Below are 26,066 nucleotides of genomic sequence, written 5' to 3' on the forward strand. Positions count from 1 at the left end.
GGCTGTGGTTTCTTCCCCTTAGCCACCGCACTCGGCACCTACCTAATGGAAGGCGGCGAACCTCCTCCCCTGTGCAAGCAGCGATTCTATAGAATGACGTGAGACGGAGGAGAGGCCATGACACTGACCCTGCAGGAGATGTCGGACCGGTTCGAAATTCAGGACCTGATCGTAGGCTATTGCTATGCGGTGGATACGCGCGACTGGGACACGCTGGACCGCTATTTTACCGATGACGCGGTGATCGACTATTCCGAAATGGTGGGCGTCGTCGGAAGCCTTGCGGACATCAAGGCATTTCTCTCGGCAAGTCTGACGCCAATTCTCGCCTTTCAACATGCTGTGTCAACCACCCAATATCAAATCGCGGGCGACCGGGCGCAGACCAAAACCGCCTGCTACAATCCGATGACGGTCAGCAATGGCGAAACGACCGATACTTTAGTCTTCGGCCTTTGGTATCATCACGACTTCGTCCGCACCGCGCAGGGCTGGAAGATCAGCCGCCTCTACGAACAGAAATGCTATCGGATGAATGTGCCGGACTGGCTGGCGGCCCAATTGCCCGCCTGAATTCCTGCCACGCCTTTCCGGATTTCGAGGGGGAGCTCGATGCGCCGCTTTCTGAACATGCTGTTCGTTCTGCTTCTGCTACTCGCAGGTCTGTCGCTGCTCTGGCTGGGCGGCCAGCTCGCGCTGCTCGGCGGGTCGATCTGGTATTGCGTGTCCGGCCTCGTCATGACGGTCACCGCGTTTCTCGGCTGGCGCCGTTCGCCGCTCTCGATCACCCTCTATTGGGCCTTTCTCGTCGCCAATCTGGGTTGGTCGCTCTGGGAAGTCGGACTGGACGGCTGGGCGCTGGCGCCTCGCTTGGCCATGCCCGTCGCCATGGGCCTGTACATGCTCACGCCCTTTTATCGGCAGCATGTCGGTCTTGGCCGCCCCCTGCCCGGCGGCCGCGTCCTGTGGCCGGCTCTTCTCCTGCTCTTCATGGGTGGGATCGGCAGCGCTTTCTGGGCGGATCGTTCGTCCCCAGCTGCCAGCGCGCGCTGGGGAGCGGGACCGGCAAGCCCGGCCGACGGCGACTGGGTCGCCTATGGCAACGACCGGGGCGGGTCGCGCTACTCGCCATTGGCCCAGATCACGCCCGCGAATGTCGGCAATCTCGAAAGGGCATGGACCTACCACACCGGCAAGCTGACAGACGGCAAGCAGGGCACTGCCTTTCAGGTCAACCCCCTGAAGGTGGGCAACCGCCTTTTCCTGTGCGCGGGCAATAATGATGTGATCGCGCTCGATCCCGAAACGGGCCGGCAATTATGGCGGCACCAACCCAAGACCGATCTCGCCGGCGTCTATGGTCTCGTCTGCCGCGGCGTCACCTATTACCGCGTCCCGCAAGCCCATGGCTATTGCGCTGAACGCATCTACACCGCGACGCTCGACGCGCGGCTGATCGCGCTCGACGCCGCCTCCGGCGGGCTATGCCCCAGCTTCGGTAAGAGCGGCCAGGTCGATCTGAAAGCGGGACTGGGCACGGTCGACAAGGGCTATTATTTCGTGACCTCGCCCCCCACCCTCGTTCGCGGCCGCCTGGTTCTGGGCGGCTGGGTGATGGACGGTCAGAAAATCAGGGAGCCTTCCGGCGTGATCCGGGCGTTCGATGCCGTCACGGGTAAATTTTCCTGGGCCTTCGACATCGGTCGGCCCGACGATCACGGCCTGCCGCCGCCCGGCGGCGTCTTTACGCCGGGCACCCCCAATAGCTGGGCGCCGATGAGTTCGGACGACAGGCTGGGCCTCGTCTATGTGCCGACAGGAAACGCTACGCCGGATTATTTCGGCGGACATCGGACCGCGAACGACGATCGCTATTCCAGCGCCGTGCTGGCGCTCGATGCGGAGAACGGGTCGGTGCGCTGGTCCTTCCAGACGACCCATCATGACCTGTGGGACTATGACGTGCCCGCCCAGCCCACGCTGGTCGACCTGCCCGGCGGCGTGCGCGGCCTGCTCCAGCCGACCAAGCGTGGAGAAATTTTCTTCCTCGACCGGGCGACTGGCAAGCCCATTCTGCCGGTGGAGGAACGCCCCGTCCCGCAGGGCGCCGTTCCGGGCGAACGCCTTTCCAAAACCCAGCCCTATTCGGTTGGCATGCCCAGTTTCGGCGGTCCGCGCCCTACGGAAAAGGGAATGTGGGGCCTGACGCCGATCGACCAGGCGATGTGCCGCATCCGCTTCCGCCAGGCCCGTTTCGACGGGGACATGACCCCGCTGTCGACCGAACATCCAACCCTCACCTGGCCCGGCTATCTGGGCGGCATCGACTGGGGAGGCGTATCGGTCGATCCCGGGCGCGGCCTGATGATCGTCAACAACAATCAGGTCGGCAATTATAACCGCCTGATCCCTCGCGCCGTTGCGGACCGGCAGGGCATCAGGCCGATGACCGCCGCCCATATGAGCGATGTCGGCGGCCCCGTCGCCCAGATGGGCGTCGCCTATGCCGCCCATATCGCGCCGTTCCTCTCGCCGCTCGCCATTCCGTGCCAGCAGCCCCCCTATGGCCGCATCAACGCGGTCGACCTGAAAACAGGGAAGCTGGTGTGGAGCCGACTGTTCGGCACCTCGCGCGACAGTGGCCCGCTGGCCCTGCCGACCTTCGTGCCCATCCCCATGGGCGTGCCCAATATCGGCGGATCGGTCGCGACCGCGAGCGGCCTCACCTTCATCGGCGCGACCCAGGAGCATATGTTCCGCGCCTATGAAACCACCACCGGGCGGCTGCTGTGGAAGGCGCGCTTGCCGGCGGGTGGCAACGCCTCCCCCACCACCTACTGGTCAAATGCCAGCGGGCGACAGTTCGTGGTCATCGCAGCGGGCGGACACGGCGCCATGCTGTCAGGTGCGAGCGACGCGTTGATCGCCTATGCCCTGCCTAAGCCATAGCGGGGAGCGAGAAACGGGCGCCCCGGCACCAGCCAAGCAAACGCGACGAGTCGCGGGTAGATGCCGCCCAATCCTATCCTTTGGCGGGCAAGATTGGCCAAGGGGGATTTATGTTTCTTCGAGAAACAAGGGGAGAAAAACATGTCTGCACATGGCAGTCTGGTGAGACGCTTGCCCGTCGGCGCCGACGATGAACGCGCGATCAAACATGTGCTGCTGCGTTACGCCACCGGCATCGACACGCGGGACTGGCCGCTTTTCCGGACCTGCTTCGCCCAGGATTGCGAGACCGATTACGGCAGCTTCGGACATTGGCGCGGGCCGCGCGAAATCGCCGAATATATGGCCGAAGCGCACCGCCACATGGGGCCGACGCTGCACCGCATCACCAATATCGTGATAGAGAAGCGCGACGACCAGGTGCACGCGCGCAGCTATGTCGACGCAATCCTGCCGGAGGCGGCCCAAGGCGGCGTCACCCATCGCGCGGCCGGCTATTATGACGATTGCCTGGTCCGCACATCGGACGGCTGGAAGATTTCCCGTCGGAAATTCACCATGGTCAAGGCAGGGCTGGATGACTGAACTCAACCGTCAGGTTCTGCTGACGTCGCGTCCGGCGGGAATCGCGCAGGCCGAAAATTTCGCGATCGGGCATGCGCCGATCCAACAGCCCGCGCCGGGCCAGATCCTGGTGCGCAATCATTATCTCTCGATCGAACCCGCCATGCGCGGCTGGATCGCCGATGCAGGCAATTACGCCGCGCCCGTCGCCATCGGGTCGGTCATGCGCAGCCTCGCCTCGGGCGAGGTCGTGGCCTCCGCACATCCCGACTATACTGTCGGTGAGCATGTATCCGGCTGGTTCGGCTGGCAGGACTATGCCTGCGTCGCAGCCGATCAGGTCGTGCAGCGCACCACCGCGGCCGAGATGCGGGCATCGCTCGGCATTCTGGGCATCAACGGCATGACGGCCTATCTCGCGCTCACACTCGTCGGCCAGCCCCGCGCGGGCGAGACCATCGCGGTATCGACGGCGGCCGGCGCCGTCGGTTCGGCCGTCGGCCAGATCGCCCGCATCCTGGGTTGCCGCACGATCGGAATCGCGGGCGGGCCGACCAAGGTGCGGCGCTGCGTGGAGGAATATGGCTATGACCACGCCGTCGATTATCATGCCGGGAATGTGGAGGCAGCGATCGCCGAGCACGCGCCGGAGGGCATCGACATCTATTTCGACAATGTCGCAGGGGCGATCAGCGATTCGGTTCTGCCGCATCTGGCCCAACGCGCGCGCGTCATAGTGTGCGGAACGGCATCGATCGACCGCTGGGATCCATGGCCGATGGGGCCGCGCGTCGAACGGCATCTGCTGGTCAAGCGCGCCCGCATGGAGGGCTTCGTCATCTTCGACCATCTCGATCGTTATGCCGAAGCGACGGCCCAATTGCGGACATGGATCTCGCAGGGCCGCCTCACATGGCGCGAGGACATATTGGAGGGGATCGAGGCCTGCCCGGCCGCGCTGGCCGGTCTTTATCGCGGCGAAAACGACGGCAAGCGGCTCGTCCGTCTCGTCTGATCTGGGAAGAGGACACCACGTCATGGAGAATCTGGAAGGGCAAATCGCCATCGTCACCGGCGCATCGTCGGGCATCGGCGCGGCCAGCGCCCGTGCGCTTGCTGAAGCGGGCGCAACCCTGGTGCTGGTCGCACGCCGCGCCGATCGCCTCACCGCACTGGCCGATGAACTGGGCCGTGGCAGCACGGCGTACGCAGCCGATATGGCGGATCCGGACGCGCCGCAAAGGCTGCACGATTTCGTCTTGGGTCGATTCAGCCGGGCCGACATATTGGTCAACAATGCCGGTATGCTGCATGCCGCGCCGATCGACGCATTCGACCTCGACCAGCTCCGCCCCATGATCGCGATCAACTATGAGGCAGTGGTGCGCGCCAGCACCCTTTTCGCGCGGACAATGAAGGCGGCCGGCAAAGGCCAGATCATCAACATATCCAGCATCGGGGCGAACATCACCGCACCCGGCGTGGGCGTCTATGGCGGCCTCAAGCGCGCGCTGGAGGCCTTTACCGACTGTCTTCGCGTCGAGCTTGCCGGATCGGGCGTCAAGGTAGGGATCGTCGCGCCGGGCACGACCAGCACCGAGATTTTCGAGGATATGAAGGCCAGGGGGCAGCCGTCCTGGGACAGCTTCATCCCGCCGATGCAACCCCGCGACATTGCCGAAGCCGTCGCCGTCATTGCGCAACAGTCCGAACGCACCAACATCGCGCGCATTCAGGTCTATGCCGCAGCGGACAGCCATTGACGCCCCGGCCCGTGCCGGAGCGTCCTGCCATCAGTCAAGCGTGGCGTAGGCGTCCAGCCGGAACGGATTGACCGCGCCGCCATCGCGCATTTTCGCCACCCATTGCGCGTCCATCAGGAGGGCGCGGCCGACCGCAATCAGGTCGAATTCGCCGCGCGCCATCCTGTCGGCCACCAGCGCCAGATTGTCGGTCATGACGGTCGGCTGCGCGAAGGAGGATTGCAGATCCTTGCTGAGGCCCACGCCGCCGACCGCGATGGTCGGCTTGCCAGTCAGCTTCCTGATCCAACCCGCCAGCCCCATGTCGGAACCCTCGAAGGCCGGCGCCGTGAAAATGCGGGTGCTGGCGTCGAATATATCCACCCCCGCCTCGACGAGCGGGGCGAGCATCGCTTCCAGTTCCGCAGGCGTCTCAGCATTTCGGGCGTCATAATCCTGGAGCTTCCACTGGGAAAAGCGGAAGATGACCGGAAAGTCCGGGGCGGTCACGGCCCGGATCGCCCGCACCAGTTCGACCGCAAAGCGCGCGCGCTCAGCGATCCCGCCGCCCCAGCGGTCTTCCCGCACATTGGTATGGCGCCACAGGAAACTGTCGATCAGATAGCCATGCGCGCCATGCAGGGCCGCGCCGTCGAAACCCACCGCCTTCGCGTTGGCCGCACTGCGGGCGAAGGCGGCGATCAGGTCGCCGATCTCGCTGTCGGTCAGCGGGGCGGTGGGCACGCGCACCTGTTCCAGATAGTCGGGAGAGACCATCGCCTTGTCGGTCGGCCCCCAAATACCCGAGGGGCGCGCCGAGGGCGCGTCGGGATGATAGCCTGTGCCCGGCACGCGTATGACGCCCTGATGCCACAACTGAGGGATGATGAGGCCGCCCGCCGCATGCACGCCGTCCACGATGGTGCGCCAGCGCGCGAGCGCTTCGTCGCCATGCAGGACGGGCGAAGCGCCACCCCCCATGGTTTCACGTCCCACGGCGGCGGGATGATCCACGCCCACCCCTTCGGTAATGATCAGGCCTACATCGGCTTCGGCCCGTCGTCGATAATAGCCCGCCACGCCGTCCGAGGGGATGCCGCCCGGCGAGAAATTGCGCGTCATCGGCGCCATCACGAACCGGTTGCGCAGGTGCAGCGAGCCCATCGTGAACGGTGTGTATAAAATCTCGGCCTGCCCCATCAAAGCGATCCTCTCCTCTGCCTGTCAAAAGACCGTGCATCCGCGGATGGGCCCCGAAAACCTATCCTCTGACAGGACATCCGCGCCCAATACCCGAGCATGCTCGGGTCGACTCAGGCGGCTTTGACGGCAAGGGCGGACTGCGGACAGGCCTCCGCGCCTTCCCGGGCCTGCTCCTCTAGTCCTTCAGGAACGATTTCGTCGTCGACATACACGATGCCATTGGCGTCAAGCTTGTACACTTGGGGGCAAATTTCGGCGCACACGCCATAACCGCAGCATGCCGCCTTATCGATTGCCACTTTCAGTTTCTGGCTCATCCTGCCTCTCCTTCTTGGCCGAACATTACACCTTGAACAGATTTAGTTCAATATGTATAACACGACTCAATCAAGGAAATCCTCCAGGAGAGCAACATGCTGCACAATGCCGGGCTGACGCTGAGCGACGGAACAACGCTTGACGATCTCATCAACCGCGACATGAACGAGGTGTCGCTAAGGGTGATGAATGACAAGGAGCTGTACGAGCTGGAGATGGAGCGGGTTTTCGCCCGCACCTGGCTGCTCCTTGGCCATGAGTCGGAAATTCCCAAGGCCGGCGACTATGTCATGCGCGACATGGCCGAAGACAATGTGATCGTCTCGCGCGACCGCAGTGGCGAAATCCACGTCATGCTGAACGTCTGCCCCCATCGCGGCATGAAGGTCTGCACGGCCGAAGCGGGCAATGCCCACGCCCATCGCTGCATTTACCATGGCTGGGCCTTCCGCGCGGACGGCAGCTTCATCGGCGCGCCGATCGAAAAGGAGCAGATGCACGGCAACAAGCGGTCCAAGGACGAACTGGGACTGAAGAAGGCCCGCGTCCATCTCTATGGCGGCCTGATCTTCGCCACCTGGAACAAGGATCTGTCGTTCGAGGATTATCTGGGCGACGCCAAATTCTACCTTGATCAGCTTTTCTGCCGTACGGACAACGGCCTTGAGATGCTTGGCCCGCCGCAGCGTTTCGTGCTGCCGTGCAACTGGAAGATTCCCGGCGAACAGTCCGGATCGGACGGCTTCCATACCCTGACCCTGCATCGTTCGCTGATGGAAGGCGGCATCATGGGCGGCACGGCCGAGTCGATCTATGACACCGCGCCGGGCATGTATGGCGTCGACCTTTCGGTGCCGCAGGGCCATACGCTGCGTTGCCTGGAGGCGGCCCAGACCTTCAAGATGTTCGCCGACGTCAGCTTCGAAGGCAAGTCGACCGAGGAGCGGCTCCACCTGCTGCCGCCGCCGGGCATCACCAAGGAATTGATCCCGCAGCTGTTCAAGAATCTGTCGGAGGATCAGGTCAAGCAGTTGGCCAACATCCCACCCCAGGTGGGCGGCATGTTCCCGAACATTCTGATCGCCTTCATCTTCGCCCCCCGCACGGATGGCGGCGCGTCGGGCGCCCTGTCGCTGCACACCTATGTGCCCAAGGGGCCGGACAAGGTGGAGTTCGTGAATTTCATCTTCGCGGAAAAGGACGCACCGGAAGACGTGAAGCGCGACATGCTCCAGAACGCCATCTGGTCGACCGGCACATCGGGCACGATCGAGCAGGACGATGCCGACACCTGGCCGCAGATCATGCGCAACTCGCGTGGTCATATGAGCAAGACCGTCACGCTCAAATATCAGGCGTTGCACGGCCATGAGCGTCCCGAAGGCTGGGTCGGCGGCGGCGATCTCTATCCCGGCTTCACCAAGGACGACACGCAGTGGGCCTGGTGGATGGCCTATTATAATCTGATGGCCGAAGCGTGAGCCGTCGCGACGAGAGAGGACAGATATCATGGTGAACTACGCGACCGCCGCCATCGACAAGACCAGCGTGCTGCGCGGTCTTGTCTCCACCAAGCGGGTGCCGCTCGGGTCGGAAGTCTATAACCGCCTGCTCGAAACCCTCTATGACGAAGCCGCCGCGCTCGACGAACGCCGGTTCGACGACTGGGTGGCGTATCTCGAGCAGGATCTGAGCTATACCGCGCCCCTTCGCCTCACCCGCAACGGCCCGAACAAGGACCGCGACGTGGTGCGCACGATGAAGCATTTCGACGAGAATTACGGCTCCATCCTGATGCGGACCGGTCGCCTGGCGAAGAGCGCCTGGGCCGAAGATCCACCATCGCGCACGCGCCGCTTCGTCACCAATGTCCGCGTCGCCGAGAGCGAAACGGCTGGCGAGTACGAGGTGGTGAGCTACCTCTATGTCGAGCGCAGCCGCCTGGACAATCCGGATAACGAGACGATCAGCGCCGAACGCCGCGACATCTGGCGGCTGGTCGACGGTGCTTACAAGCTGGCCAGCCGTGAAATCATCGTCGACCAGTCGACGCTGGGCATGTCCAACTTCGCCATCTTCCTTTGACCGGAGCGGCTTAGGTGACGGGAACCCCGCATATCGTGGTCGTCGGCAGCGGCCTTGCCGGTTATGGCGTTCTGCGTGAGCTTCGTAAGCTCGCGCCGGACGCCCGGCTGACGCTGGTCACGCAGGATGACGGGCATTTCTACTCCAAGCCCGCTTTGTCGACCGCATTCGCCAAGGGCAAGGTCGCCGATACGCTGATCACCACGCCGGCGGAAAAGATGGTCGCGCAGTTGAAGCTCGACCTTCGGGCCGGCCGTATCGTTGAAGCGATCGACCGGCAGGACAAGGCCGTCCTGACGACCGGCGGGCCGATCTTCTACGATCGGCTGGTGCTGGCGCTGGGCGCCGATCCGGTTCGCCCGCCGATCGACGGGGACGCCGCGCACCGCGCGCTTGCGGTCAACAATCTCGACAATTATCGCGAATTTCGCGAAAGATTGCCGGACGGCGCGCGCGTGCTGGTGATGGGCGGTGGCCTCGTCGGCACCGAATTTGCCAACGACCTTTCCGCGAGCGGCTATCAGCCGGTGGTCGTCGACATGCTCGGCCATCCTCTCGCCCAACTCGTGCCGCCGGGGGTTGGTCAGATGATCCGCGACGCCCTGTCCGAAAAGGGCGTGGAATGGCATCTGGGCCGCAAGGTTCTGGCCATCCACAAGGGCGAAAAGGGGATCAGGGCTGAACTGGACGACGGCCTGGTGATCGAGGCGGCGGCGGTCCTGTCCGCCGTCGGGTTGCGCCCACATATCGCGCTTGCGCAGGAGGCCGGGCTGGAGGTCGCGCGCGGCATCAAGGTCGATCAGACCGGCCGCACCAGCGATCCTGCCATCTATGCCATCGGCGATTGCGCCGAATATCCGCAGGGACTGGTGGCCTATGTCACCCCGATCATGGCGGCGGCCCGCGCCATCGCACCCAGTGCGTTGGGCACGCCGACGGAGATCCGCTTTCCGCCGCTGTCGGTCCAGGTCAAGACCACCGCCTATCCTGTCGTCCTGCTGCCCGCGCCTGTCGGCGTGGACGGGCAATGGCAGGAAGTCGCCAATGACGAGCGCGGGCTGAAATATCATTATATCGACGCGGAGGGAGCGATCCGCGGCTATGTTTTCACGAAAGATTATTGCCAGGACCGCATGGACATGGACCGTGCCCTGAGCGAGCAGATGACAGGAGCGGCAGCGTGACGGGATTGGTGAAGGACAAGGTCGCAATCGTCACGGGCGGCGCGAAGGGGCTGGGCTACGGGATTTCCCGCTGCCTTGCACAGGCGGGCGCGCATCTCCTGATCACCGGCCGGGATGGCGCCGCCGCTGAAACGGTCGCCGCGGACATCACGCAAAGCTTCGGCGTCCGCGCCGTCGGCATGTCCGCCGACATGGGCGTCAAGACCGAAGTAGAAGCGATGATCGAGCGCGCCGTCGGCGAATTTGGCGGGCTGGACATATTGGTCAACAATGCGTCGCAGCTTTCGCCGAACGTCCTCCTCGAACAGAAGACGGACGAGATGCTCCAGCGGACGCTGGAGATCGGCACCTGGGGCAGTTGGTGGGCCATGCGCGCCGCCTTCCCGCATATGAAAGCGCGCGGCGGCGGTTCAATCATCAACTTCTATTCGATCGACGCCCAGACCGGCGCCTGGCTCCACGCCGACTATAATATGAACAAGGGTGCGATCCTGGGGCTTACCCGGACCGCCGCGGTCGAATGGGGCCGCTTCAACATCCGCACCAACGCCATCGCGCCGACCGGCATGGGGCAGGTGTTCGCAGACCTGGCGCAAAACGTCCCCGGCTTCCTTGAGATGGCGACCGCCAGCAACCCGCTCAAACGCGCGGGCGATCCCGAAAAGGACATCGGCCCCGTCGTCCTGTTCCTGGCGTCCGAGATGTCGCGCTTCGTCAATGGCGAGCTGATCAATGTGGATGGCGGCCAGCATCTGCCGGGCTATGTCAGCGTTCCGCACAACCTCGCCGAGATGGAAGCACAAACATGAAATTGATGCCGCACAACGACTGGAGTGAAATCGTCGCGACGGATCAGTCCGGCAGCATCCAGAAGATCATGGACGGCACGTTGCGCGCGATCAACTCCATCGGCGCGCGGCGCCTGTCGATGAGCGACATCAGCGAAAGCAGCGGCGTTTCGCGCGGCACGCTCTACCGTTATTTCGCATCCAAGGAAGAAGTGCTGGCGGCCTTTAGCGAATATGTTTGCAGCAGCTTTGAAAAAGGCATTGTGGAATCGGGGGAAGGCATCGCCGAACCGATCGAGCGCTTTCGCGCGGTGATGCGCTTTTACGGCCGCTTTACGATCGAGCGTTCGCCCGAAGGCATTTTCGAGGTCGAACCTGCCTTCCATCTCAATTTCCTGCGCAGTCATTTCGGCCGCCACAAGGCCGCCGTCCAGCGTGCGCTAGCGCCCGTCTTCGACCATTTCGACAGCCTGATCGGCCAGCGGGTCAACCGGGACGCCTTCTGCGACACCATGGTCCGCCTGCAACTGAGCACGCTCATCATTCCCGCCACCCCGGATTGGCTGGCCATCTGGAACAGCGCCCCCGATCGATTGTGCGACTGGGCATTGCAGATCGCCGGACACCATAGCGAACATGAGAAAGGATGAACTGATGGCTACTGCCCCCAAGGTGGATAATGAGATCCAGTGCGGTTTTGCCGAAAAGGCTGTCGCTGACGCGATGGTGGAAAAGGCGCGCAGCTTGCGCGCTTTCCTGCAGGGCGAAGCGCCCGAGGGCGAAAAGCGGCGCAGCCCCACGCCCGCCGTCGACAAGATGCTCAAGGAAGAGGGATTCCTGCGCATGCTGCTGCCGCAACGGCTGGGCGGCATGGGCCTTTCCCCGACAGATTTCTGCCGGGTGCAGATGGAAATCGCCAAGGGCGATCCGGCGATCAGCTGGGTGATCCAGATCATCAACGGCACAAGCTGGATCACCAGCCTTGCGCCCGACGGCGTGCAGGACGCTGTGTTCGGCGACGGTCCCCAGCCGGTCTGTGGCGCCTACAACCCGCCGGGCAAGGCCCGCAAGGTTGACGGCGGCTGGATCATCAACGGCTCATGGCCCTATATGTCCGGGTCGCGGCAGTCGAAATGGGCGCAGCAGGGCGTCGTGCTGGAGGGGTATGACGGCCCGGTCGTTCCGGGCATCAGCATGTGCTATCTGCCGATGGACAGCATGACCATCCAGGACACATGGTTCGTTTCGGGCATGCAGGGGACCGGCTCCGACACGGCGGTCGCCAAGGATGTATTCATTCCCGAAGCCCAGATGGTGCTGATGGATGAACGCGCCGGCCAGATCGACCGGACCAAGCGCCATTTCGGCGCGCCCTCCGATCTGCTGCCCGCCGTCCCGGTCGTCCGCACCACGGGCATCGCTCAGTTGATCGGCGCGGTCGAGGCCATGTTGGAGATCGTCACCGCCGAGGCTCCCAAAAAGCCGGTGCTGACGACGATTATCGGCCCGCGCACCAAGTCAGGCGCCTATATGCGCGATCTGGGCGAAGCGGCGGCGATGATCGACACCGCAAAGCTGATCCTGTTCGACCTGACTGCCAAGCTGGATCGCGTCGGTCTGGGCGAAGAATTCACCCTGGCGGAAAAGGCGAAACAGCGCGCAGGCGGCGCGCAGATGATCGAACTGGTTCATGGCGCCAGCGAGTCGCTGATGTTCCAGGCCGGCTCCTCCGGCTTTGCGCTGGACAAGCCGATCAACCGCTACTGGCGGGACATTTCGATGGCGCTGCGGCACATCCAGAATATCCCGACCATCGGCTATGAAATCTATGGCCGGAACCTGACCGGCGCCGATCCGATCTCTCCCCCGGGCGCCTATTGAGGTCGAAAGAAGGGTCGCCCCTTTCCCAACGGGCGACCTTCTCTTCTCCGCGGCCAGGCCGCATCCATCACTACCATAGGGGAATGCCATGCGGGCCGCCCTGATCGACAGCGATGGCGGCTTCGCGCTGGCCGATCATCCCGAACCGACCGCGCAGCCCGGCCATCGCGTCATCGACGTTGCGGCCGCCGGAATCGGGCCCACGGACCTCATGCGCGCGAAGGGCTTTTTCGGTCCCGTCGATGCGCCCTATGTGCCCGGCGGCGAGGGTGTCGGGCATCTGGATGATGGAAGCCGCGTCTACTTCGGCCATAGCAGGCCGCCCTTCGGCGCGATCGCGGAACGCACGCTTGTGGCCGAGGAGGAAATCTGGCCTGCTCCAGACGGCCTTTCCGACGACCAGCTGATCGCCCTCGCCATCTCCGGCACCGGCGCGCTGATCCCTCTGGAAGAGGCGCGGATCGCGAAGGGCGAGTCCGTCCTCATTCTCGGCGCGACCGGCCCTGTCGGGCAGATCGGCGCGCAGGTCGCCCGGCTGCTGGGCGCGGGCCGCGTCGTGGCGGCGGCGCGCGGCCGCGAACGGCTGGAGGCCATGCAGGCCGCCGGTCATGCCGATGCGATCGCCCTGTTGGGCGAGGGCGATGACGAGGCGGCGCTGAAAGCGGTCTCGGAAGGTGGCTATGACGTCGTGCTCGACATCATCTATGGTCCGCCGGCTGAAGCGGCGATGCGCGCCACGCGGCCCGGCGCGCGCATGATGAGCATTGGCGTGCAGGCCGGACCGACGGTCACGCTGTCCCTACGCGATCTCGTCTTCCGCAGCCATATCGGCGTCGGCACCGGGCAACGCCCCGCCAGCGAGCGCCGCGCCGCCTATGACCGGCTGATCGCCATGGCGATGACGCGGAGCCTGACCGTCGACACAACCCGCTACGCCTTTGCCGATGCCGCCGAGGCCTGGGCGGCGCAGGCCGGCAGTCCCCATGGCAAGATCGTCATCACCCGCTGATCCCATGGACGCGCCTGCCTTTATCGACCCTACCGTCCGCATTTTCGGCGATGTGCGGCTGGGCGACGATTGCAGCCTCTGGCCCTATGCCGTCCTCAGGTCCGAACGGGCGCATGTCTCGATCGGGCGCTGCGCCAGCGTACAGGATCATGCGATGATCCATATCGGCTGGGACGATCCCACGATCATCGGCGATTATTGCACCATCGGCCATCGCGCGGTGGTCCATGGCTGCACCATAGAGCCTGCCTGCCTGATCGGTATCGGCGCGACCATCATGGAGCGCTGCGTCGTTGGGCACGGCTCGATCGTCGCCGGACACAGTTTCCTGCCGCCCGACAGCGTGATCCCACCCCATTCGCTTGTCATGGGCACGCCCGGCCGTGTTGTCCGCCGCATCGACAAGCTGCGCGCGAACGTCGTCGATGCCTTGCTCTATCGGGACAATGGGCGCGCTTATGCCACAGGCGCCCATCGCATCTGGGAGCATGCCGACATGGCGAAGCTGGGTGGCGAAGCCGATGCCATTCTTGCACGCGAAGCTGCAGGCTGGGATAACCGGGGCATCGGCGAAGCCACCACAGGATAAGAGAGCGATCATGCCGGACACGACCGATATTGCCAGAGACGCCATGCTGGACCTGCTGTTCCGCGATGCTCGCACCCATAATCAATGGACCGCCCGGCCGGTTACGGACGAGACCGTCCGGCGCCTGTACAATCTCGCCAAATGGGGGCCGACGACGGCAAACAGCAATCCGGGCCGTTTCGTGTTCGTCCGTTCCGCCGCCGCCAAAGAACGCCTCAAACCCCATCTAAGCGCGGGCAATGTGGACAAGGTGATGCAGGCGCCCTGCACCGTGATCGTCGCGGGCGACACCCGGTTCTACGAATTTTATGACAAACTTTTCCCCTCCCGCGACATGCGCAGCACGTTCGAGGGCAAGGCAGCGCTGATTGCGGATACGGTGGCGCGCTCCTCGACGCTCCAGGGCGCCTATCTGATCATGGCGGCGCGGGCGTTAGGCCTGGATTGCGGCCCGATGTCCGGCTTCGATCAGGTCGGCACCGACGCGGAATTTTTCCCGGACGGCCGGTGGAAGAGCAATTTCCTGTGCAATATCGGCTATGGCAACCCGGACGGGCTCTTTCCCCGCAACCCCCGGCTGGATTTCGAAGAGGCCTGCCTGGACCTCTGATGCCGGGCGAGGCGTCCGCCGCAAGGCGAACGCCTCCTCCCCGTTCAGCTTGCTGGCGTCCACACCAGCGGCAGCGCGACCGGCTGGATCATCCCCAGATGGCATTCCACCTGATGGCCGGGGGCGATGCGGAAGTCGGGAATGCGGGCGAGAAACTCCTCCATCGCGATCCGCAGCTCGCGCCGCGCCAGATGCATGCCAACGCAGGTATGGATGCCGAAGCCGAAACCGACATGCCGTGGCCGCCGGTCGAGCCGAACCTCGGCAGGCGCGTCGAACTCGGCCGGATCGCGGCCGGCGAGCGTGGTTGACATCGCCACCTTGTCGCCGGGCATGAAGCGGATGCCGGCCACTTCGGTTTCCTTCTTGCAGGTTCTGAAGGTGGTCACCGCGCCATAAGCCCGCATCAGCTCATCTATGGCGTGCGGGATTTCCGACGGATTGGCCCGCAGATGGGCCTGATCCTCCGGATGGCTGCCCAGATGCCGGAAGTGTAGGCCCATATTGGTCGAAACCGTGTCCAGCCCGCCAATGAACAGATTGAACATGAAGCCCAGCAGTTCGTCGTCGGTCAGCGCCCGACCATCGATCCGCCCCTGCACGCCGAAGCTGATGAGATCATTGCGCGGATTGGCCCGCCTGTCCTCAATCTCTCCGCCCAGATAGGCAAGCACGCTACGCGTCGCCTCCGCGATCTTGGACAGGTCGTGATTGTGGAGCAGGTTCATTTCCCACTCCATGAACTCGCTCATCCGATCGTGCGGCAGGCCCATCAGTTCCATGAACACCTTGATGGGGAATTCAAAGGCAAAATCGCCCATGAACTCGCACTGGCCGCGCGGGGCGAAGGCGTCGATATATTCCACCGCATAGTGCCGGATCTTGTCTTCCAGCGCCGCCATCGCCTTGGGCGTGAAGGCCGGGTTGACCATCTGGCGAAAAGGCCCGTGGGCAGGCGGATCAAGTTCCGCTGGCGAGTTGATCCAGTTCCCCCCCACCAGCTTCGAGTAAGGCGAAAAGTCGGTCGAGGAGAAATGATCGGTGTCGAGATATATCTCGCGCAAATGCGCCATGCGCCGCGGCACCCAGGCGGGCGTGCCCCCCGGATAGGCGTGGGCGGCATAGATGATGTCGGGCCCCTCATGCACCTGCATCGCCAGATCGTCGAACGGATCCTCTGTCGTCGTCATGCCGAAGATGAAGGGGAAATCCCGGCTCACCAGTTCGGGCGGAACATGATCGGGGATCGGTTGCTCGGGAAACATCATCGCACTTGCTCTCCTTGTCGTCTTTGCCGGAAATTTCGGGCGGACATTGGGCCGCCCGCCACCCGCAAGGCACCTGTCCTTCAGAAGGATCGCGGCAGCCCCAGGCTTTCCGCGATGCCGTTGCGCACCATTTCGTTGGTGATGGGACCGATGCGCCACAGGCGGCTGTCTCGCCAGTAACGCTGCATGTCGGTCTCCGCCGAATAGCCCATGCCGCCCAATATCTGGATGCCCATGTCCGCTGCGGCATTGGCGTTTTCGGACGCCATGAGCTTCAGCATATTGGCCTCGACGCCGACATTCTCGCCCCGGCTCTGCTTGTCGGCGCAATAATGCAGCATCAGTTCGGTCGTCTTCTGCATGGTCGCGATGTCGGCGACATAATGTTGCAAGCTCTGGAACCGGCCGATGATCCCGCCAAAGGCCTTGCGCTGTTTCATATAGTCGAGCGCGTCTTCCAGCACGCCATCGATGACGCCCAGGCAGAAGGCGCCGACCATGATGCGCTCGTTGTTGAGCGTGGGCAGCAGCATGTACCAGGCCTTGTCGGGTTCACCCAGAACATGCTCTTCCGCGACAAACGCGTCCTCGAAGTGAACGGAGCAGCTGCCCATCGATCGCATACCCAGCTTGGCCAGCGGCGTGATCGTCACGCCCGGCGTCTTCGTCGGCACCCAGAAGAGGGTCAACCCCTGATGCTTCTTCTCGACGCTCCTGCTGCTGCGCGCGATCACCAGTAGATAATCGGCGACGTGCGCGGAGGAGGACCAGATCTTCTCGCCATTGAGTTTCCACCCGCCATCGACCCGGTCCGCCGTGGTGGCCATCGCGCCGAGCAGGTCCGTGCCACCGCCCGGCTCGGTAAAGGCGATCGCGGCCTTCAGCTGGCCCGTCGCAATCAGCGGGAGATATTTCGCTTTCTGTTCGGCCGATCCGTAAAGCCCGATGGATTTGGACCCCGCAAAGCTGGTGATGCCCCATATCCACGCCAGCCCGCCGAGCGACCGGGCCAGTTCCCGCGCCAGCAGCATCTGCATGACGACATCGCCGCCCTGCCCGTCATAATCCTCCGCTATGCCGATGCCGTGGAAACCCGCTTCGGTGAACTTGTCCCACAGCGCGAAGGGATAATGATGCTCGTCCTTTTCTAGCGCGCGCGCCCAGTCCTTGGGCACTTCACTGTTCACCCATCGGCGCACCATGTCGCGGAAAGAGCGATATTCTTCGGGCAGTTCGAAATCCATTGTCAATCCTTTTGGAGTCGGTCCAGATCGGCGCCCGCCATGGCCTCGGCATCGCACAGGGCGATCAGGCGCGCCGCCATCCGGTCGAGGCAGGCCAGCACGGCATCCCGATCGCCCGCTAGAAACGCCTGTAGTATCGCCTCATGCTCGCGAAGGCCGCTTTCGCGTAGGGTCGTGATGCCATGCAGAAAAATGAAGCGAGCGATCAGCCCGCGCCGGTCCAGCGTCGACCGTAACAGTTCGCGGCTTTCCGAGGCCTTGATGAAGATCGTGTGGAAATCGAGCCCGGCCATGATCGCGGCCATATATTCGCCGCTCGCCAATGCCGCGCTATAGCGCGCGATCGCCCTTTTCAGCGCCTTGATCTCCGCTGCGCCGATGCGGGGCATGCCCCAGCCATAACCCAGCCGCCACAGTTCGGCCTGCACACGGATCAGGTCGCGGGTCACGTCAGGGTCGATCGGCGTCGCCCGCTTCAACCGGTGGGTTTCGACTTCCACCAGCCCTTCGGACGCCAATGTGCCCAGCGCTTCCCTGACCGGCGTCGCGCTGACATTCAAATCCTGCGCCAGCGCCGTTTCCCGCAGCAGCGCGCCGGGCGGAATGACACCCGCCACGATCCTTGATCGCAACACCGCCGCTACGGCCTGGCGCCGCGTCGCCGGGGATTGCAAAATCTCGGGCGACGCAAGCCGGTCAAGGGCCGATGCCCAATAGTCCATGGAGGCTGTATCCTGCGATTCCATATTCTATAGAATGCAGCACGGGGACACGGTCCGTTCCTCTCCAAGGATAGGGTGTCGGGACAGCGAACCGCTATAGGGCCACTGCATGAAATGCCCGAAATGCAAAACGCCGCAGAACGGTTATGGCGGGTGGTGCCGCGCTTGCGGCCATGCTGGCGGCAATGTTCGCCGGGCGATGCTGTGGACTTTGATACCCACATCGATGATCGCGGCCCTATTGCTCGCGCGGATCGGCTATGCCGAAATCACGCGGCAGGGCAGCAGCCGCAACAGCTACAGTAACGCCATCGAAACCCAGAATGCGAGCGGCCGCAGCGCTGCCTTTGCCAAGCTCATGCATGATGCAGGGCAGACATGTTCGCGCACGTCCAAATCCCTGTTCAGGGGAGATATCGGCCCCAACGCGGCCTGGGCGCTGCGCTGCGAAGATAGCGGCGACTGGCTGGTCCTGATCGCGTCCAACGGCGCGACGCGCATCGCGAGCTGCGGTCCGCTGAACAAGGCCGGCACGCCCTGCTGGACCCAGCTCTAGCGCCTCGGCCTTTTCTGGAGTCGATGCTCTCTGGTTGCAGTCCGGGTCGGCCGGTCAGCCAAGCCCCTCCCCGCTCCGCCACCAGCCAAGGCCGGGCGCGGCCCGCATCATCATATCCCATGCCAGCACGCTCGCCGCTGCGATGGCGGCTGGTTCCGCTCCCAGACCGGCGAAGGTGCGTTCGACCATCTCGTCGATATAGGCGCGGGGCTCGACCGACCGGAGCATCAGGCGCCGCCGCGCCTCGATGGTCATGCCGACGATCAGGTCCACTGCCACGTCGATCGACCGGAACTGCATCCGCCCGCCATCCCGCGCGGCCTTCAGCGCATCGCGCACCAGCAGGTCGAACATGCTCGCCCGCGCAAAATAATCGACATAGTCGACGCGGCAGGTAAAGCCGCCCCATCGCGGATCATGCCAGGCCCGCGCCATCGCCATCGCCGCGCCGCCGACCGCCCGGACCAGCGGGTCCGTCACATCGTCGAACAGCCTGCGGAAATCGGCGATCAGGTCCGCGGTCATCCGCTCGCCCAGTTCATTCACCGCAGCGTCGAGGGACTCGAAATATTTGTAGAAACTGCCGCGCGATACGTCCGCTGCGCGGATCACGTCTTCGATCACCAGACTACCGCTGCCCTGCCCCGGCTGATACAGGTCGAGCACGGCGTCGAGCAGCCGCTCGCGCATCCGGGCGCGCCTGATCGCAGCCGCCGCCGTGCGCGGATCGACATCAGCGGGTGCAGGCGCGGCGTCGGACATCGCCGCCCTATTGCATCGGGTGGAAATAGCGCGCAAGCAGGCTGCCATCCTCCCCGAATATATAATGTTCGATGCTGTGCACGCAGACAGGATGCCCCTCATATTCGCCTTCGTTGCGGACATATATGACCGCCTCGTTGCCGCTCACCTTCACATCCTCGACGAACAGCTTCCATCCGACATATTGCGCGCACAGAGCCTCCAGCTTGTCCCATCCTTCCTGCACCGGGCCGGTGGCCGGGTCCTGCACCTTGAATCCGCCCGGCGCGATCGCGCGGAAGGCCGCCATGAAATCGTCGATACGGCCCTCGCTGAACATCTCGGCCTGAGCCTTCAGGAATGTCGCGATTTCCTGTGCGGTCGGTTGTGTCATGATATGTGCTTCTCCTGTCATTTCGGTCTCGCCCAGGTCGGGGCCGGCGTGATATCGGGCAGCAGGGCGATATTGGATGGCAGACCGGTGATCGCCCGGCCATATAGCTCGATGGAAAGCTGTCCGTTCAACGCATTGTGACGGGTGCCGACGCTCAGGTCGCGCCAGATCCGCTGCAAGGGGTTGGAAAGGGCGAAGGCGCCCGGCCCGGCGACATCCATCAACCGGTTGCCCGCCGCGCGCAGCAATTCCATCGCATAGCCGCAATCGGCCTGGATCCGCGCCTTGTCGAAGCCGGTGAGCCCGCGGCATTGCGCCGCTTCGTCCAACATCCCGGCGGCACGGCGAACATGCAACCAGGCCGAATCGATCTCCATCGCCGCGCGGCCGGTCATGCCGACCAGAGCCTCCGAACCGCTCTGCCCGGCATAGGTCCAGCCCGCTATCTGCCGCCTGGGCATCGCCTGGGCTACGCCTTCGAGCAATGCCGTCGCCGCACCCAGCATCGGCGCGAGCACGCCCAGCGGGAATAGCGGCTCCATCGGCCATCGGTCGCGCGGCTCCAGCCCCTCCATCGCCAGGATCGCCTCGGCCGGCGGCGTGCGCGACGACCAGAGGATCAGGTTGTCCGGCACGAACAGATCCCGCGCGACGATCATGTTGCTGCCGGAACCGGCCATGCCCGCGACATGCCAATTGTCCTCGATCGAACAGGCAGGGTCGCGCAGATCCAGAAATGCCAGAGCCGGTTCAACACCCGCATCCGTTTCGATCATGACGCCGTTCAGCGCCCAATCGGCGTGCAGGCACCCCGATCCATAACCCCAGCGCCCCGACACGCGATAGCCACCCGGCACCGCAACCGCTTTGCCCGAAGGCGCGGAGGCACTGCAAAACAGTTCCTCGCCGGTCTGGAACAGCCGCTCCGTCATGGCCGGCGGCAGCGCGAACGCCGTTCCGGTAATTCCTGACAGCAGCCCATAGGACCAGGCAGTGCCGACGCAGCCTTTGGCCAGTTCGGCAACTGTCTCGATATGGGTGGTCAGCCTGTGGCCTGGCCCACCGGCGCGTTCAGGCGCCGTGATATGGAACAGGCCGGATGCGCGCAACGCCTCCATCACCGCCGGAACGATCCGCCGCTCGCGCTCGCAGGCGGCGGCATGGTTCTCCAGCAAGGGCCGCAGCGACGCGGCGACGACTACAGGGTCCGCCACGAAGGCCACGGGCCGCACGTACGCCGGACGTTCTTCCACCGTTTCAGATCGCATCAGAATCATCGCTCCTCTCCCGTTCCCCTGTATAATGACGTTATTGTCATTATACCGCAAGCGCGGTCCGACTGGTCTTGGCCGTCCCGCCATCCTGCGGACCGTTGCCTTTTCGTTTCGACGCGCCCTGCCTCCCGATAGGCTGTTGGCAGACGCTCCTCTTCTAGGGTCTGCGCAATCGCAAACCGCGCCGGTAAGGCCGGCACCAAGAGAGGACTTGCACCCGATGCGCAAAATCGACCTTCCGCCCTTTGACCGCGCTGCTTTCGCCGACAAATATGGTCCCTGGGCCATCATCGCGGGCGCGTCCGAAGGCACCGGCGCCTGCTATGCGGAACAGCTGGCCGCCATGGGCATCCATCTGGTGCTGGTCTCGCGTCGGCAGGAAGCGCTCGATGCGCTGGGTCAGCGGCTGGCAACCGAGCATGGCGTCGAATATCGTGCCATCACCGCCAACCTCACCGAACAGGGCGCCGGAAGCCGACTGGTAGAGGCGACCGCCGATCTGGACATCGGCCTCTACATTTCCAATGCCGGCGCGGACGGCGCAGGCAACAGTTTCTTCGGCGAACCCGTCGATCGTTCGCTTCGGCTGCTCACCATGAACGCGGCCAATGTGCTGGAAGCGGTGCATGGCTTTGGCAATCGCTTCCTGAAGCGCGGCAAGGGTGGCGTCGTCGTCATGTCGTCCGGCGCCGGCCTTGGCGGGCAGCCCTGGCTGGTCATGTATTCCGCGACCAAGGCGTTCGAGCTCAATTTCGTCGAATCGCTCTGGGCCGAACTGGAAGGGCAGAATGTCGATATCGTCGGCGTCGCCGCCCCGATCATGGATACGCCGACCCTGCGCCGCGCGACCGAGGGGCTCGGGATGGATTATTCCATTGCCTATGATCCGGCCGATGTCTGCGCGCTCGCCCTAGCCAGCCTGGGCAAGGAACCGTTGGTGATCGTTCCCGATGGCCCGGACGAGGAGAAAATCCCACAGATCCAGGCCGATCGCAAGACCCGCCTCGTCGCGCTGGCCGAATGGGGCAAGGCCTATACCGCCGCAGCGAACGGCTGACCGGGCAAAAAAAAGGGGAAGAGATAATGACGGATCAGGTCGACGTCGTCGTCATCGGCGCAGGACATAATGGCATGGCCGCCGCTGGATATCTGGCCAAGGCCGGCAAGAAGGTCGTCGTGGTCGAGCGTCTGGCCAAGGTCGGCGGCATGACCAGTTCGGGCTATATGATCCCCGAAGCCCCCGACCATCTGGTGACGCCCTGCGCCGTCGAGCTGCTGTTCGCCCGTAAATCGGGCATCATCGAGGATTTCGACCTGCCCAAATATGGGCTGCGCACGGTCGATCCCGATCCGACCTACGCCTATCTTCATCCCGACGGCAGCTCGATCGCGCTCTTCTACGACTATCACCGCACGGCGGAGGATATTGCCCGCATCAACCGCAATGATGGCAAGGCCTATCTGGAGTTCATGAAGACGCTGAACGTCATGATGGACATCGGTTTTCCGCTAATGATGGCGGAGCCGGGGCGGCCGGACGTGAAGAACCTGTCGAAGATGATCGGCAGCGCGGTCCGCAATGTCCGCCTGAAGGACGAGCTGGTCGCCATGTCGAAGGCGACGGCGGACCAGATCGCCTGCGAACGGTTCGAGCATCCGGCGACGATCGCCCTGCTGCTGGGCATCGCGGCGGGGGCGGGTCCGGTCGATGACGACGGCAATGCCGCCGCCTACATGATCTTCGCCGTCACCCACAAATATGGCACCGGCAAGCCGATCGGCAGCCTGCAATCCTTCTCCGACGCGCTCGCGCGCAGCATCGAGGCGTCGGGCGCAACGATCGAGCTCAATGCGCCCGTCGCGGAGATCATCGTCGATGACGGCGCGGCGAAGGGTGTGCGGCTGGAGGACGGCCGGGTCATCCGCGCGAAGATGGTCATCGCCGCCTGCGATCCCCGGACCGCCATGCGGCTCACGACGCCCGGCGGCGTTCCGCGGGCGCTGACCCAGCGGATCGAACATGCCCCCGCGAACCGCTCGAACGCGGCGCCCTTCCTTGCCAATATCGCCATGTCCGGGCCGCTCCGCCTGAAGAAGCATCAGGATTTGCGGCATGACGACGCCGATCTCAACAAGGCGGTCGGCCTGATCGGCACGCCGGAAGAAGTGCGCGAGTCCTTCGCCACGGCGCGGCGCGGCGACATCCCTCACCGGCACGCCATGTCGCTGAGCCCATTGTCCAATTCCGATCCGACGCAGGCGCCTCCCGGCGGGTCGCTCGCCTATGTCTATCTGCCGGGCGTCGCCGTGGACGCGCGGGAGGGCTGGTCGCCCGCGCTCAAAGATCGGACCATGACATCTGTCATCAGTCATCTGGGTGAATTTTACGACGGCCTGGACACGGAAGTGGGCCGCTTCGTCGAGACCGCGCGGGAGCGGGAGAAGCGGCTCAACGTCACCAATGGCTGCGTGACCCATATCGATTTCGGCGCGCTGCGTTCGGGCGTCCATCGCCCGGCCACTGGTTTCGGCGGTCCCAAGCCGCCCTTCCCTGGCTTCCTGATCGGCGGCGCCGGCGCGCATCCGGGCGGGGGCGTATCCGGCATTGCCGGGCGGATCGCGGCCAACCGCGCGCTGCGCGAACTCAAGAAGATCAAATAAGCGATGTCGAGCAAACCTAATCCTGTCGGCATCCCCGCCCATCTCGACGATGTGACGGCGCAATGGCTGACCCAGATCATGCAACCGCGCTATCCCGGCATCGTGGTCGAGGGGATGGAGGAGGTATTCCTCCGCAACAGCCACACCACCAAATATCAGGTGAAACTGACCCTCAACGACGTCGGCAAGGCGGCCGGCATCCCCGGAAATGTCTGCCTCAAGGCTAATTGGGCGCAGTTCGACAGCCAGGGCATCTGCCGCCTCGAAGCACGTTTCTATGAGGATTTCCGCCGCCACGTCGCCTTCCCCGCCCCGCGCTCCTACTTCGAGGCATGGGATCCGCGCCCCGACAGCGGCCAGGGACTGGTCGTGATGGAGGATCTGTCCATTGAGGGCGGTCATTTCGGCATCAGCACCGACCATATGGGCGTGGAGGAAGCCGCGCGCGGCGTCGCCAGCTTAGCGCGCATTCATGGCGCCTTCTGGGACAGTCCGGTCCTTCACGCGGCCGATTGGCTGCCTGTCTCCATGGCGACACCTGTGGACACGCAGCAGCTGACCATGATGTACGGCTTTGCCGAGCAAAACCATGCCAAGCCGGACTATCAGGCTTTCCTGCCGGGCTGGATCAAGGGCGATCTCTCGCGCCTGCATGGCGTCTACAACGCACTGATCGATTTCGCGCAGACCAAGGAACAGGGCCCATGGTGCCTGGTCCATGGCGACAGCCATCAGGGCAACAGCTATGTCCGCCCCGATGGCGAGCGCGTGTGGCTCGACTGGCAGCTGGTCCGCAAGGGACGGCCGATCCGCGACTTCACCTATTTCATTCTGGGAGCGCTCACGATCGAGGAGCGGCGCGCCCATGACCGCGAATTGCTGCGCCACTACCGGAACTGCCTGGTCGAAACGGGGGCGTTGGGCGTGCCGGATGACGACACGCTCTGGGAATATTATCGCCGCTGGCCGCCCTATGCGATGCAGGCGTGGATCGCGAACATGGACGAATGGGGGCAGAAGGGCATGCACATCGTCGAGCGCATCTTCGTGGCGGGCGAGGATCTGGGCACCGTCGCCGCGCTCGGCGTGCAATTTTGACGCAGGGATGACCGGATGAGCGACGCCGTCACGGCTTTCCGCGCCGATGTTCCGCAGGCGGCACTGGACGATCTGCGCCTCAGGTTGCGCCGTACGCGCTGGCCCGAGGCGGAGACGGTCAGCGACTGGGGTCAGGGCGTCCCGCTGGCGGCGCTGCGCGATCTGTGCGCCTATTGGGCGGACGGCTATGACTGGCGGCGGTGCGAAGGGGCGCTCAATGCCCTGCCCCAGTTCACCACCGCGATCGATGATCTTTCGATCCATTTCATCCATGTACGCAGTCCCCGGCCGGACGCGCTGCCGTTGATCCTGACCCATGGCTGGCCGGGATTGGTGCTGGAGTTTCTGAAGGTGCTCGGCCCGCTAACCAATCCCGCCGCCCATGGCGCGCCGGACGCGCCAGCCTTCCATGTCGTCATCCCCTCGCTGCCAGGCTACGGCTTTTCGGACAAGCCAACGGCCGCAGGCTGGGGCGTCGAGAGGATCGCGCAAAGCTGGATCCAGCTCATGCGCCGCCTCGGTTATGACCGCTTCGCCGCGCAGGGCGGCGACTGGGGCGCGGCGATCACAACCGCCATCGCCATGGCCGCGCCGCCCGAATGTATCGGTGTCCATCTCAACATGCCGCTGGTATTCCCGGAGGAAAGCGACTTTGCCGACCTGACCCCGGCCGAGGCCAAAACGGTCGAGCGGATGCAATATTATCAGGAACATGATTCCGGCTACGCCAAGCTGCAGGGCACCCGACCGCAGACGATCGGCTATGGGCTGGCGGACTCGCCCGTGGCGCAAGCCGCCTGGATTTATGAGAAGTTCCAGGCATGGACAGACAATCGGGGCGTGCCGGAGAATGCTCTGACACGGGACGAAATGCTGGACGTGATCAGCCTCTACTGGCTCACCAACAGCGGCGCGTCGTCCGCGCGGCTCTATTGGGAAAGCGCCAATGCGTTTCAGGCGCGTCAATTGGACCTGCCGGTCGGCGTCAGCATCTTCGCGCAGGAGATTTTCCGTCCATCACGGCGCTGGGCCGAACGCAGCTACCCGCGCCTCATGCATTGGAACGAGCTGGATGCCGGCGGCCATTTCGCGGCCTTCGAGCAGCCGGCGCTGTTCGTCGCAGAATTGCGGGCCTGCTTCGGCGCGATGCAAGGGTAGCGCCTGCCGCAATCCCCCTACCGCACGG

Annotated in this window: 27 protein-coding genes; 19 read left to right on the plus strand and 8 right to left on the minus strand. The window is 64.2% G+C overall.

Going from position 1 to position 26,066, the window contains the following annotated elements:
- Positions 1-117 precede the first annotated feature (117 nt).
- The 5 genes from CJD35_RS15645 (at position 118) to CJD35_RS15665 (ending at position 5,276) form a co-directional block, all read left to right on the plus strand.
- The gene (locus CJD35_RS15645; RefSeq protein ID WP_017180907.1) at positions 118-573 is read left to right on the plus strand and encodes a nuclear transport factor 2 family protein; all 456 of its coding nucleotides are present in this window, start codon (positions 118-120) and stop codon (positions 571-573) included.
- Positions 574-612: 39 nt separating this feature from the next.
- A complete protein-coding gene (locus CJD35_RS15650; RefSeq protein ID WP_017180906.1) occupies positions 613-2,949 on the plus strand; it encodes a membrane-bound PQQ-dependent dehydrogenase, glucose/quinate/shikimate family in 2,337 nt (778 codons plus the stop codon).
- 141 nt (positions 2,950-3,090) lie between these two features.
- Positions 3,091-3,534 carry a nuclear transport factor 2 family protein gene (locus CJD35_RS15655; RefSeq protein ID WP_174302225.1) on the plus strand — a complete coding sequence of 148 codons (444 nt, stop codon included), beginning with the start codon at positions 3,091-3,093 and terminating at the stop codon, positions 3,532-3,534.
- Positions 3,527-4,528 (plus strand): NADP-dependent oxidoreductase, encoded by a 1,002-nt coding sequence (locus CJD35_RS15660; protein ID WP_017180904.1) that lies wholly within the window; start codon positions 3,527-3,529, stop codon positions 4,526-4,528. Before CJD35_RS15655 ends, CJD35_RS15660 begins: the two co-directional genes overlap by 8 nt.
- A gap of 22 nt (positions 4,529-4,550) precedes the next feature.
- Positions 4,551-5,276, plus strand: a complete 726-nt coding sequence (locus CJD35_RS15665; protein ID WP_017180903.1) for an SDR family oxidoreductase — start codon at positions 4,551-4,553, stop codon at positions 5,274-5,276.
- Between the two features lie 30 nt (positions 5,277-5,306).
- On the opposite strand, the gene CJD35_RS15670 is transcribed toward CJD35_RS15665, so the two are convergent.
- Both CJD35_RS15670 and CJD35_RS15675 read right to left on the minus strand, forming a co-directional pair.
- Positions 5,307-6,419 (minus strand): oxidoreductase, encoded by a 1,113-nt coding sequence (locus CJD35_RS15670; protein WP_017180902.1) that lies wholly within the window; start codon positions 6,417-6,419, stop codon positions 5,307-5,309.
- Positions 6,420-6,568: 149 nt separating this feature from the next.
- Positions 6,569-6,775, minus strand: coding sequence for a ferredoxin (locus CJD35_RS15675; RefSeq protein ID WP_017180901.1), 207 nt, complete (start codon positions 6,773-6,775; stop codon positions 6,569-6,571).
- A gap of 96 nt (positions 6,776-6,871) precedes the next feature.
- On the opposite strand from CJD35_RS15675, the gene CJD35_RS15680 reads away from it, so the two are divergent.
- The 9 genes from CJD35_RS15680 to CJD35_RS15720 all read left to right on the plus strand — a co-directional run bounded on the left by CJD35_RS15680 (position 6,872) and on the right by CJD35_RS15720 (position 14,922).
- Complete coding sequence (locus tag CJD35_RS15680; RefSeq protein WP_017180900.1) at positions 6,872-8,257, plus strand: aromatic ring-hydroxylating dioxygenase subunit alpha; 1,386 nt, start codon at positions 6,872-6,874, stop codon at positions 8,255-8,257.
- Between the two features lie 28 nt (positions 8,258-8,285).
- A complete protein-coding gene (locus CJD35_RS15685; RefSeq protein ID WP_017180899.1) occupies positions 8,286-8,861 on the plus strand; it encodes an aromatic-ring-hydroxylating dioxygenase subunit beta in 576 nt (191 codons plus the stop codon).
- 14 nt (positions 8,862-8,875) lie between these two features.
- Positions 8,876-10,045, plus strand: a complete 1,170-nt coding sequence (locus CJD35_RS15690; protein WP_086486354.1) for an NAD(P)/FAD-dependent oxidoreductase — start codon at positions 8,876-8,878, stop codon at positions 10,043-10,045.
- The gene (locus CJD35_RS15695; RefSeq protein WP_017183016.1) at positions 10,042-10,854 is read left to right on the plus strand and encodes an SDR family NAD(P)-dependent oxidoreductase; all 813 of its coding nucleotides are present in this window, start codon (positions 10,042-10,044) and stop codon (positions 10,852-10,854) included. Before CJD35_RS15690 ends, CJD35_RS15695 begins: the two co-directional genes overlap by 4 nt.
- Positions 10,851-11,483 (plus strand): TetR/AcrR family transcriptional regulator, encoded by a 633-nt coding sequence (locus tag CJD35_RS15700; protein ID WP_017183017.1) that lies wholly within the window; start codon positions 10,851-10,853, stop codon positions 11,481-11,483. Before CJD35_RS15695 ends, CJD35_RS15700 begins: the two co-directional genes overlap by 4 nt.
- Positions 11,484-11,487: 4 nt before the next feature.
- Entirely contained in the window at positions 11,488-12,714 is a 1,227-nt protein-coding gene (locus CJD35_RS15705; protein ID WP_017183018.1) for an acyl-CoA dehydrogenase family protein, read from the plus strand.
- 88 nt (positions 12,715-12,802) lie between these two features.
- Entirely contained in the window at positions 12,803-13,723 is a 921-nt protein-coding gene (locus CJD35_RS15710; RefSeq protein ID WP_019052450.1) for a quinone oxidoreductase family protein, read from the plus strand.
- A 4-nt stretch (positions 13,724-13,727) separates the two neighbouring features.
- Positions 13,728-14,312, plus strand: coding sequence for a gamma carbonic anhydrase family protein (locus CJD35_RS15715; RefSeq protein WP_017183020.1), 585 nt, complete (start codon positions 13,728-13,730; stop codon positions 14,310-14,312).
- A gap of 10 nt (positions 14,313-14,322) precedes the next feature.
- A complete protein-coding gene (locus CJD35_RS15720) occupies positions 14,323-14,922 on the plus strand; it encodes a malonic semialdehyde reductase (protein WP_019052451.1) in 600 nt (199 codons plus the stop codon).
- A gap of 44 nt (positions 14,923-14,966) precedes the next feature.
- On the opposite strand, the gene CJD35_RS15725 is transcribed toward CJD35_RS15720, so the two are convergent.
- From CJD35_RS15725 to CJD35_RS15735, 3 genes are all read right to left on the minus strand, one after another.
- Complete coding sequence (locus CJD35_RS15725) at positions 14,967-16,190, minus strand: cytochrome P450 (RefSeq protein ID WP_019052452.1); 1,224 nt, start codon at positions 16,188-16,190, stop codon at positions 14,967-14,969.
- 80 nt (positions 16,191-16,270) lie between these two features.
- On the minus strand, positions 16,271-17,434 hold the full coding sequence (locus tag CJD35_RS15730) for an acyl-CoA dehydrogenase family protein (RefSeq protein WP_017183023.1): 1,164 nt from the start codon (positions 17,432-17,434) through the stop codon (positions 16,271-16,273).
- A 2-nt stretch (positions 17,435-17,436) separates the two neighbouring features.
- Positions 17,437-18,156 (minus strand): GntR family transcriptional regulator, encoded by a 720-nt coding sequence (locus tag CJD35_RS15735; RefSeq protein ID WP_241763636.1) that lies wholly within the window; start codon positions 18,154-18,156, stop codon positions 17,437-17,439.
- Between the two features lie 109 nt (positions 18,157-18,265).
- On the opposite strand from CJD35_RS15735, the gene CJD35_RS15740 reads away from it, so the two are divergent.
- Complete coding sequence (locus CJD35_RS15740; protein WP_244917290.1) at positions 18,266-18,712, plus strand: hypothetical protein; 447 nt, start codon at positions 18,266-18,268, stop codon at positions 18,710-18,712.
- Positions 18,713-18,766: 54 nt separating this feature from the next.
- Here the strand turns inward: CJD35_RS15740 and CJD35_RS15745 are convergent, their stop codons facing one another.
- The 3 genes from CJD35_RS15745 to CJD35_RS15755 are packed head-to-tail and all read right to left on the minus strand — an operon-like array spanning position 18,767 to position 21,115.
- Positions 18,767-19,474, minus strand: a complete 708-nt coding sequence (locus CJD35_RS15745; protein WP_017183026.1) for a TetR/AcrR family transcriptional regulator — start codon at positions 19,472-19,474, stop codon at positions 18,767-18,769.
- Positions 19,475-19,481: 7 nt separating this feature from the next.
- Positions 19,482-19,847, minus strand: a complete 366-nt coding sequence (locus CJD35_RS15750; RefSeq protein ID WP_017183027.1) for a nuclear transport factor 2 family protein — start codon at positions 19,845-19,847, stop codon at positions 19,482-19,484.
- Between the two features lie 17 nt (positions 19,848-19,864).
- Entirely contained in the window at positions 19,865-21,115 is a 1,251-nt protein-coding gene (locus tag CJD35_RS15755; protein ID WP_241763637.1) for an acyl-CoA dehydrogenase family protein, read from the minus strand.
- 226 nt (positions 21,116-21,341) lie between these two features.
- On the opposite strand from CJD35_RS15755, the gene CJD35_RS15760 reads away from it, so the two are divergent.
- Genes CJD35_RS15760 through CJD35_RS15775 form a run of 4 tightly spaced genes read left to right on the plus strand, consistent with a single transcriptional unit; the run spans position 21,342 to position 26,038 of the window.
- Positions 21,342-22,178: an SDR family NAD(P)-dependent oxidoreductase gene (locus CJD35_RS15760; RefSeq protein ID WP_017183029.1), complete on the plus strand. Its 837-nt coding sequence runs from the start codon at positions 21,342-21,344 to the stop codon at positions 22,176-22,178.
- Between the two features lie 26 nt (positions 22,179-22,204).
- The gene (locus tag CJD35_RS15765; protein ID WP_019052456.1) at positions 22,205-23,782 is read left to right on the plus strand and encodes a phytoene desaturase family protein; all 1,578 of its coding nucleotides are present in this window, start codon (positions 22,205-22,207) and stop codon (positions 23,780-23,782) included.
- A 3-nt stretch (positions 23,783-23,785) separates the two neighbouring features.
- Positions 23,786-24,880, plus strand: coding sequence for a phosphotransferase (locus CJD35_RS15770; RefSeq protein WP_017183031.1), 1,095 nt, complete (start codon positions 23,786-23,788; stop codon positions 24,878-24,880).
- Positions 24,881-24,895: 15 nt separating this feature from the next.
- Positions 24,896-26,038: an epoxide hydrolase family protein gene (locus CJD35_RS15775; protein ID WP_017183032.1), complete on the plus strand. Its 1,143-nt coding sequence runs from the start codon at positions 24,896-24,898 to the stop codon at positions 26,036-26,038.
- Positions 26,039-26,066 lie beyond the last annotated feature (28 nt).

The sequence above is a fragment of the Sphingobium xenophagum genome (genome assembly GCF_002288285.1).
GTDB lineage: Bacteria > Pseudomonadota > Alphaproteobacteria > Sphingomonadales > Sphingomonadaceae > Sphingobium > Sphingobium xenophagum.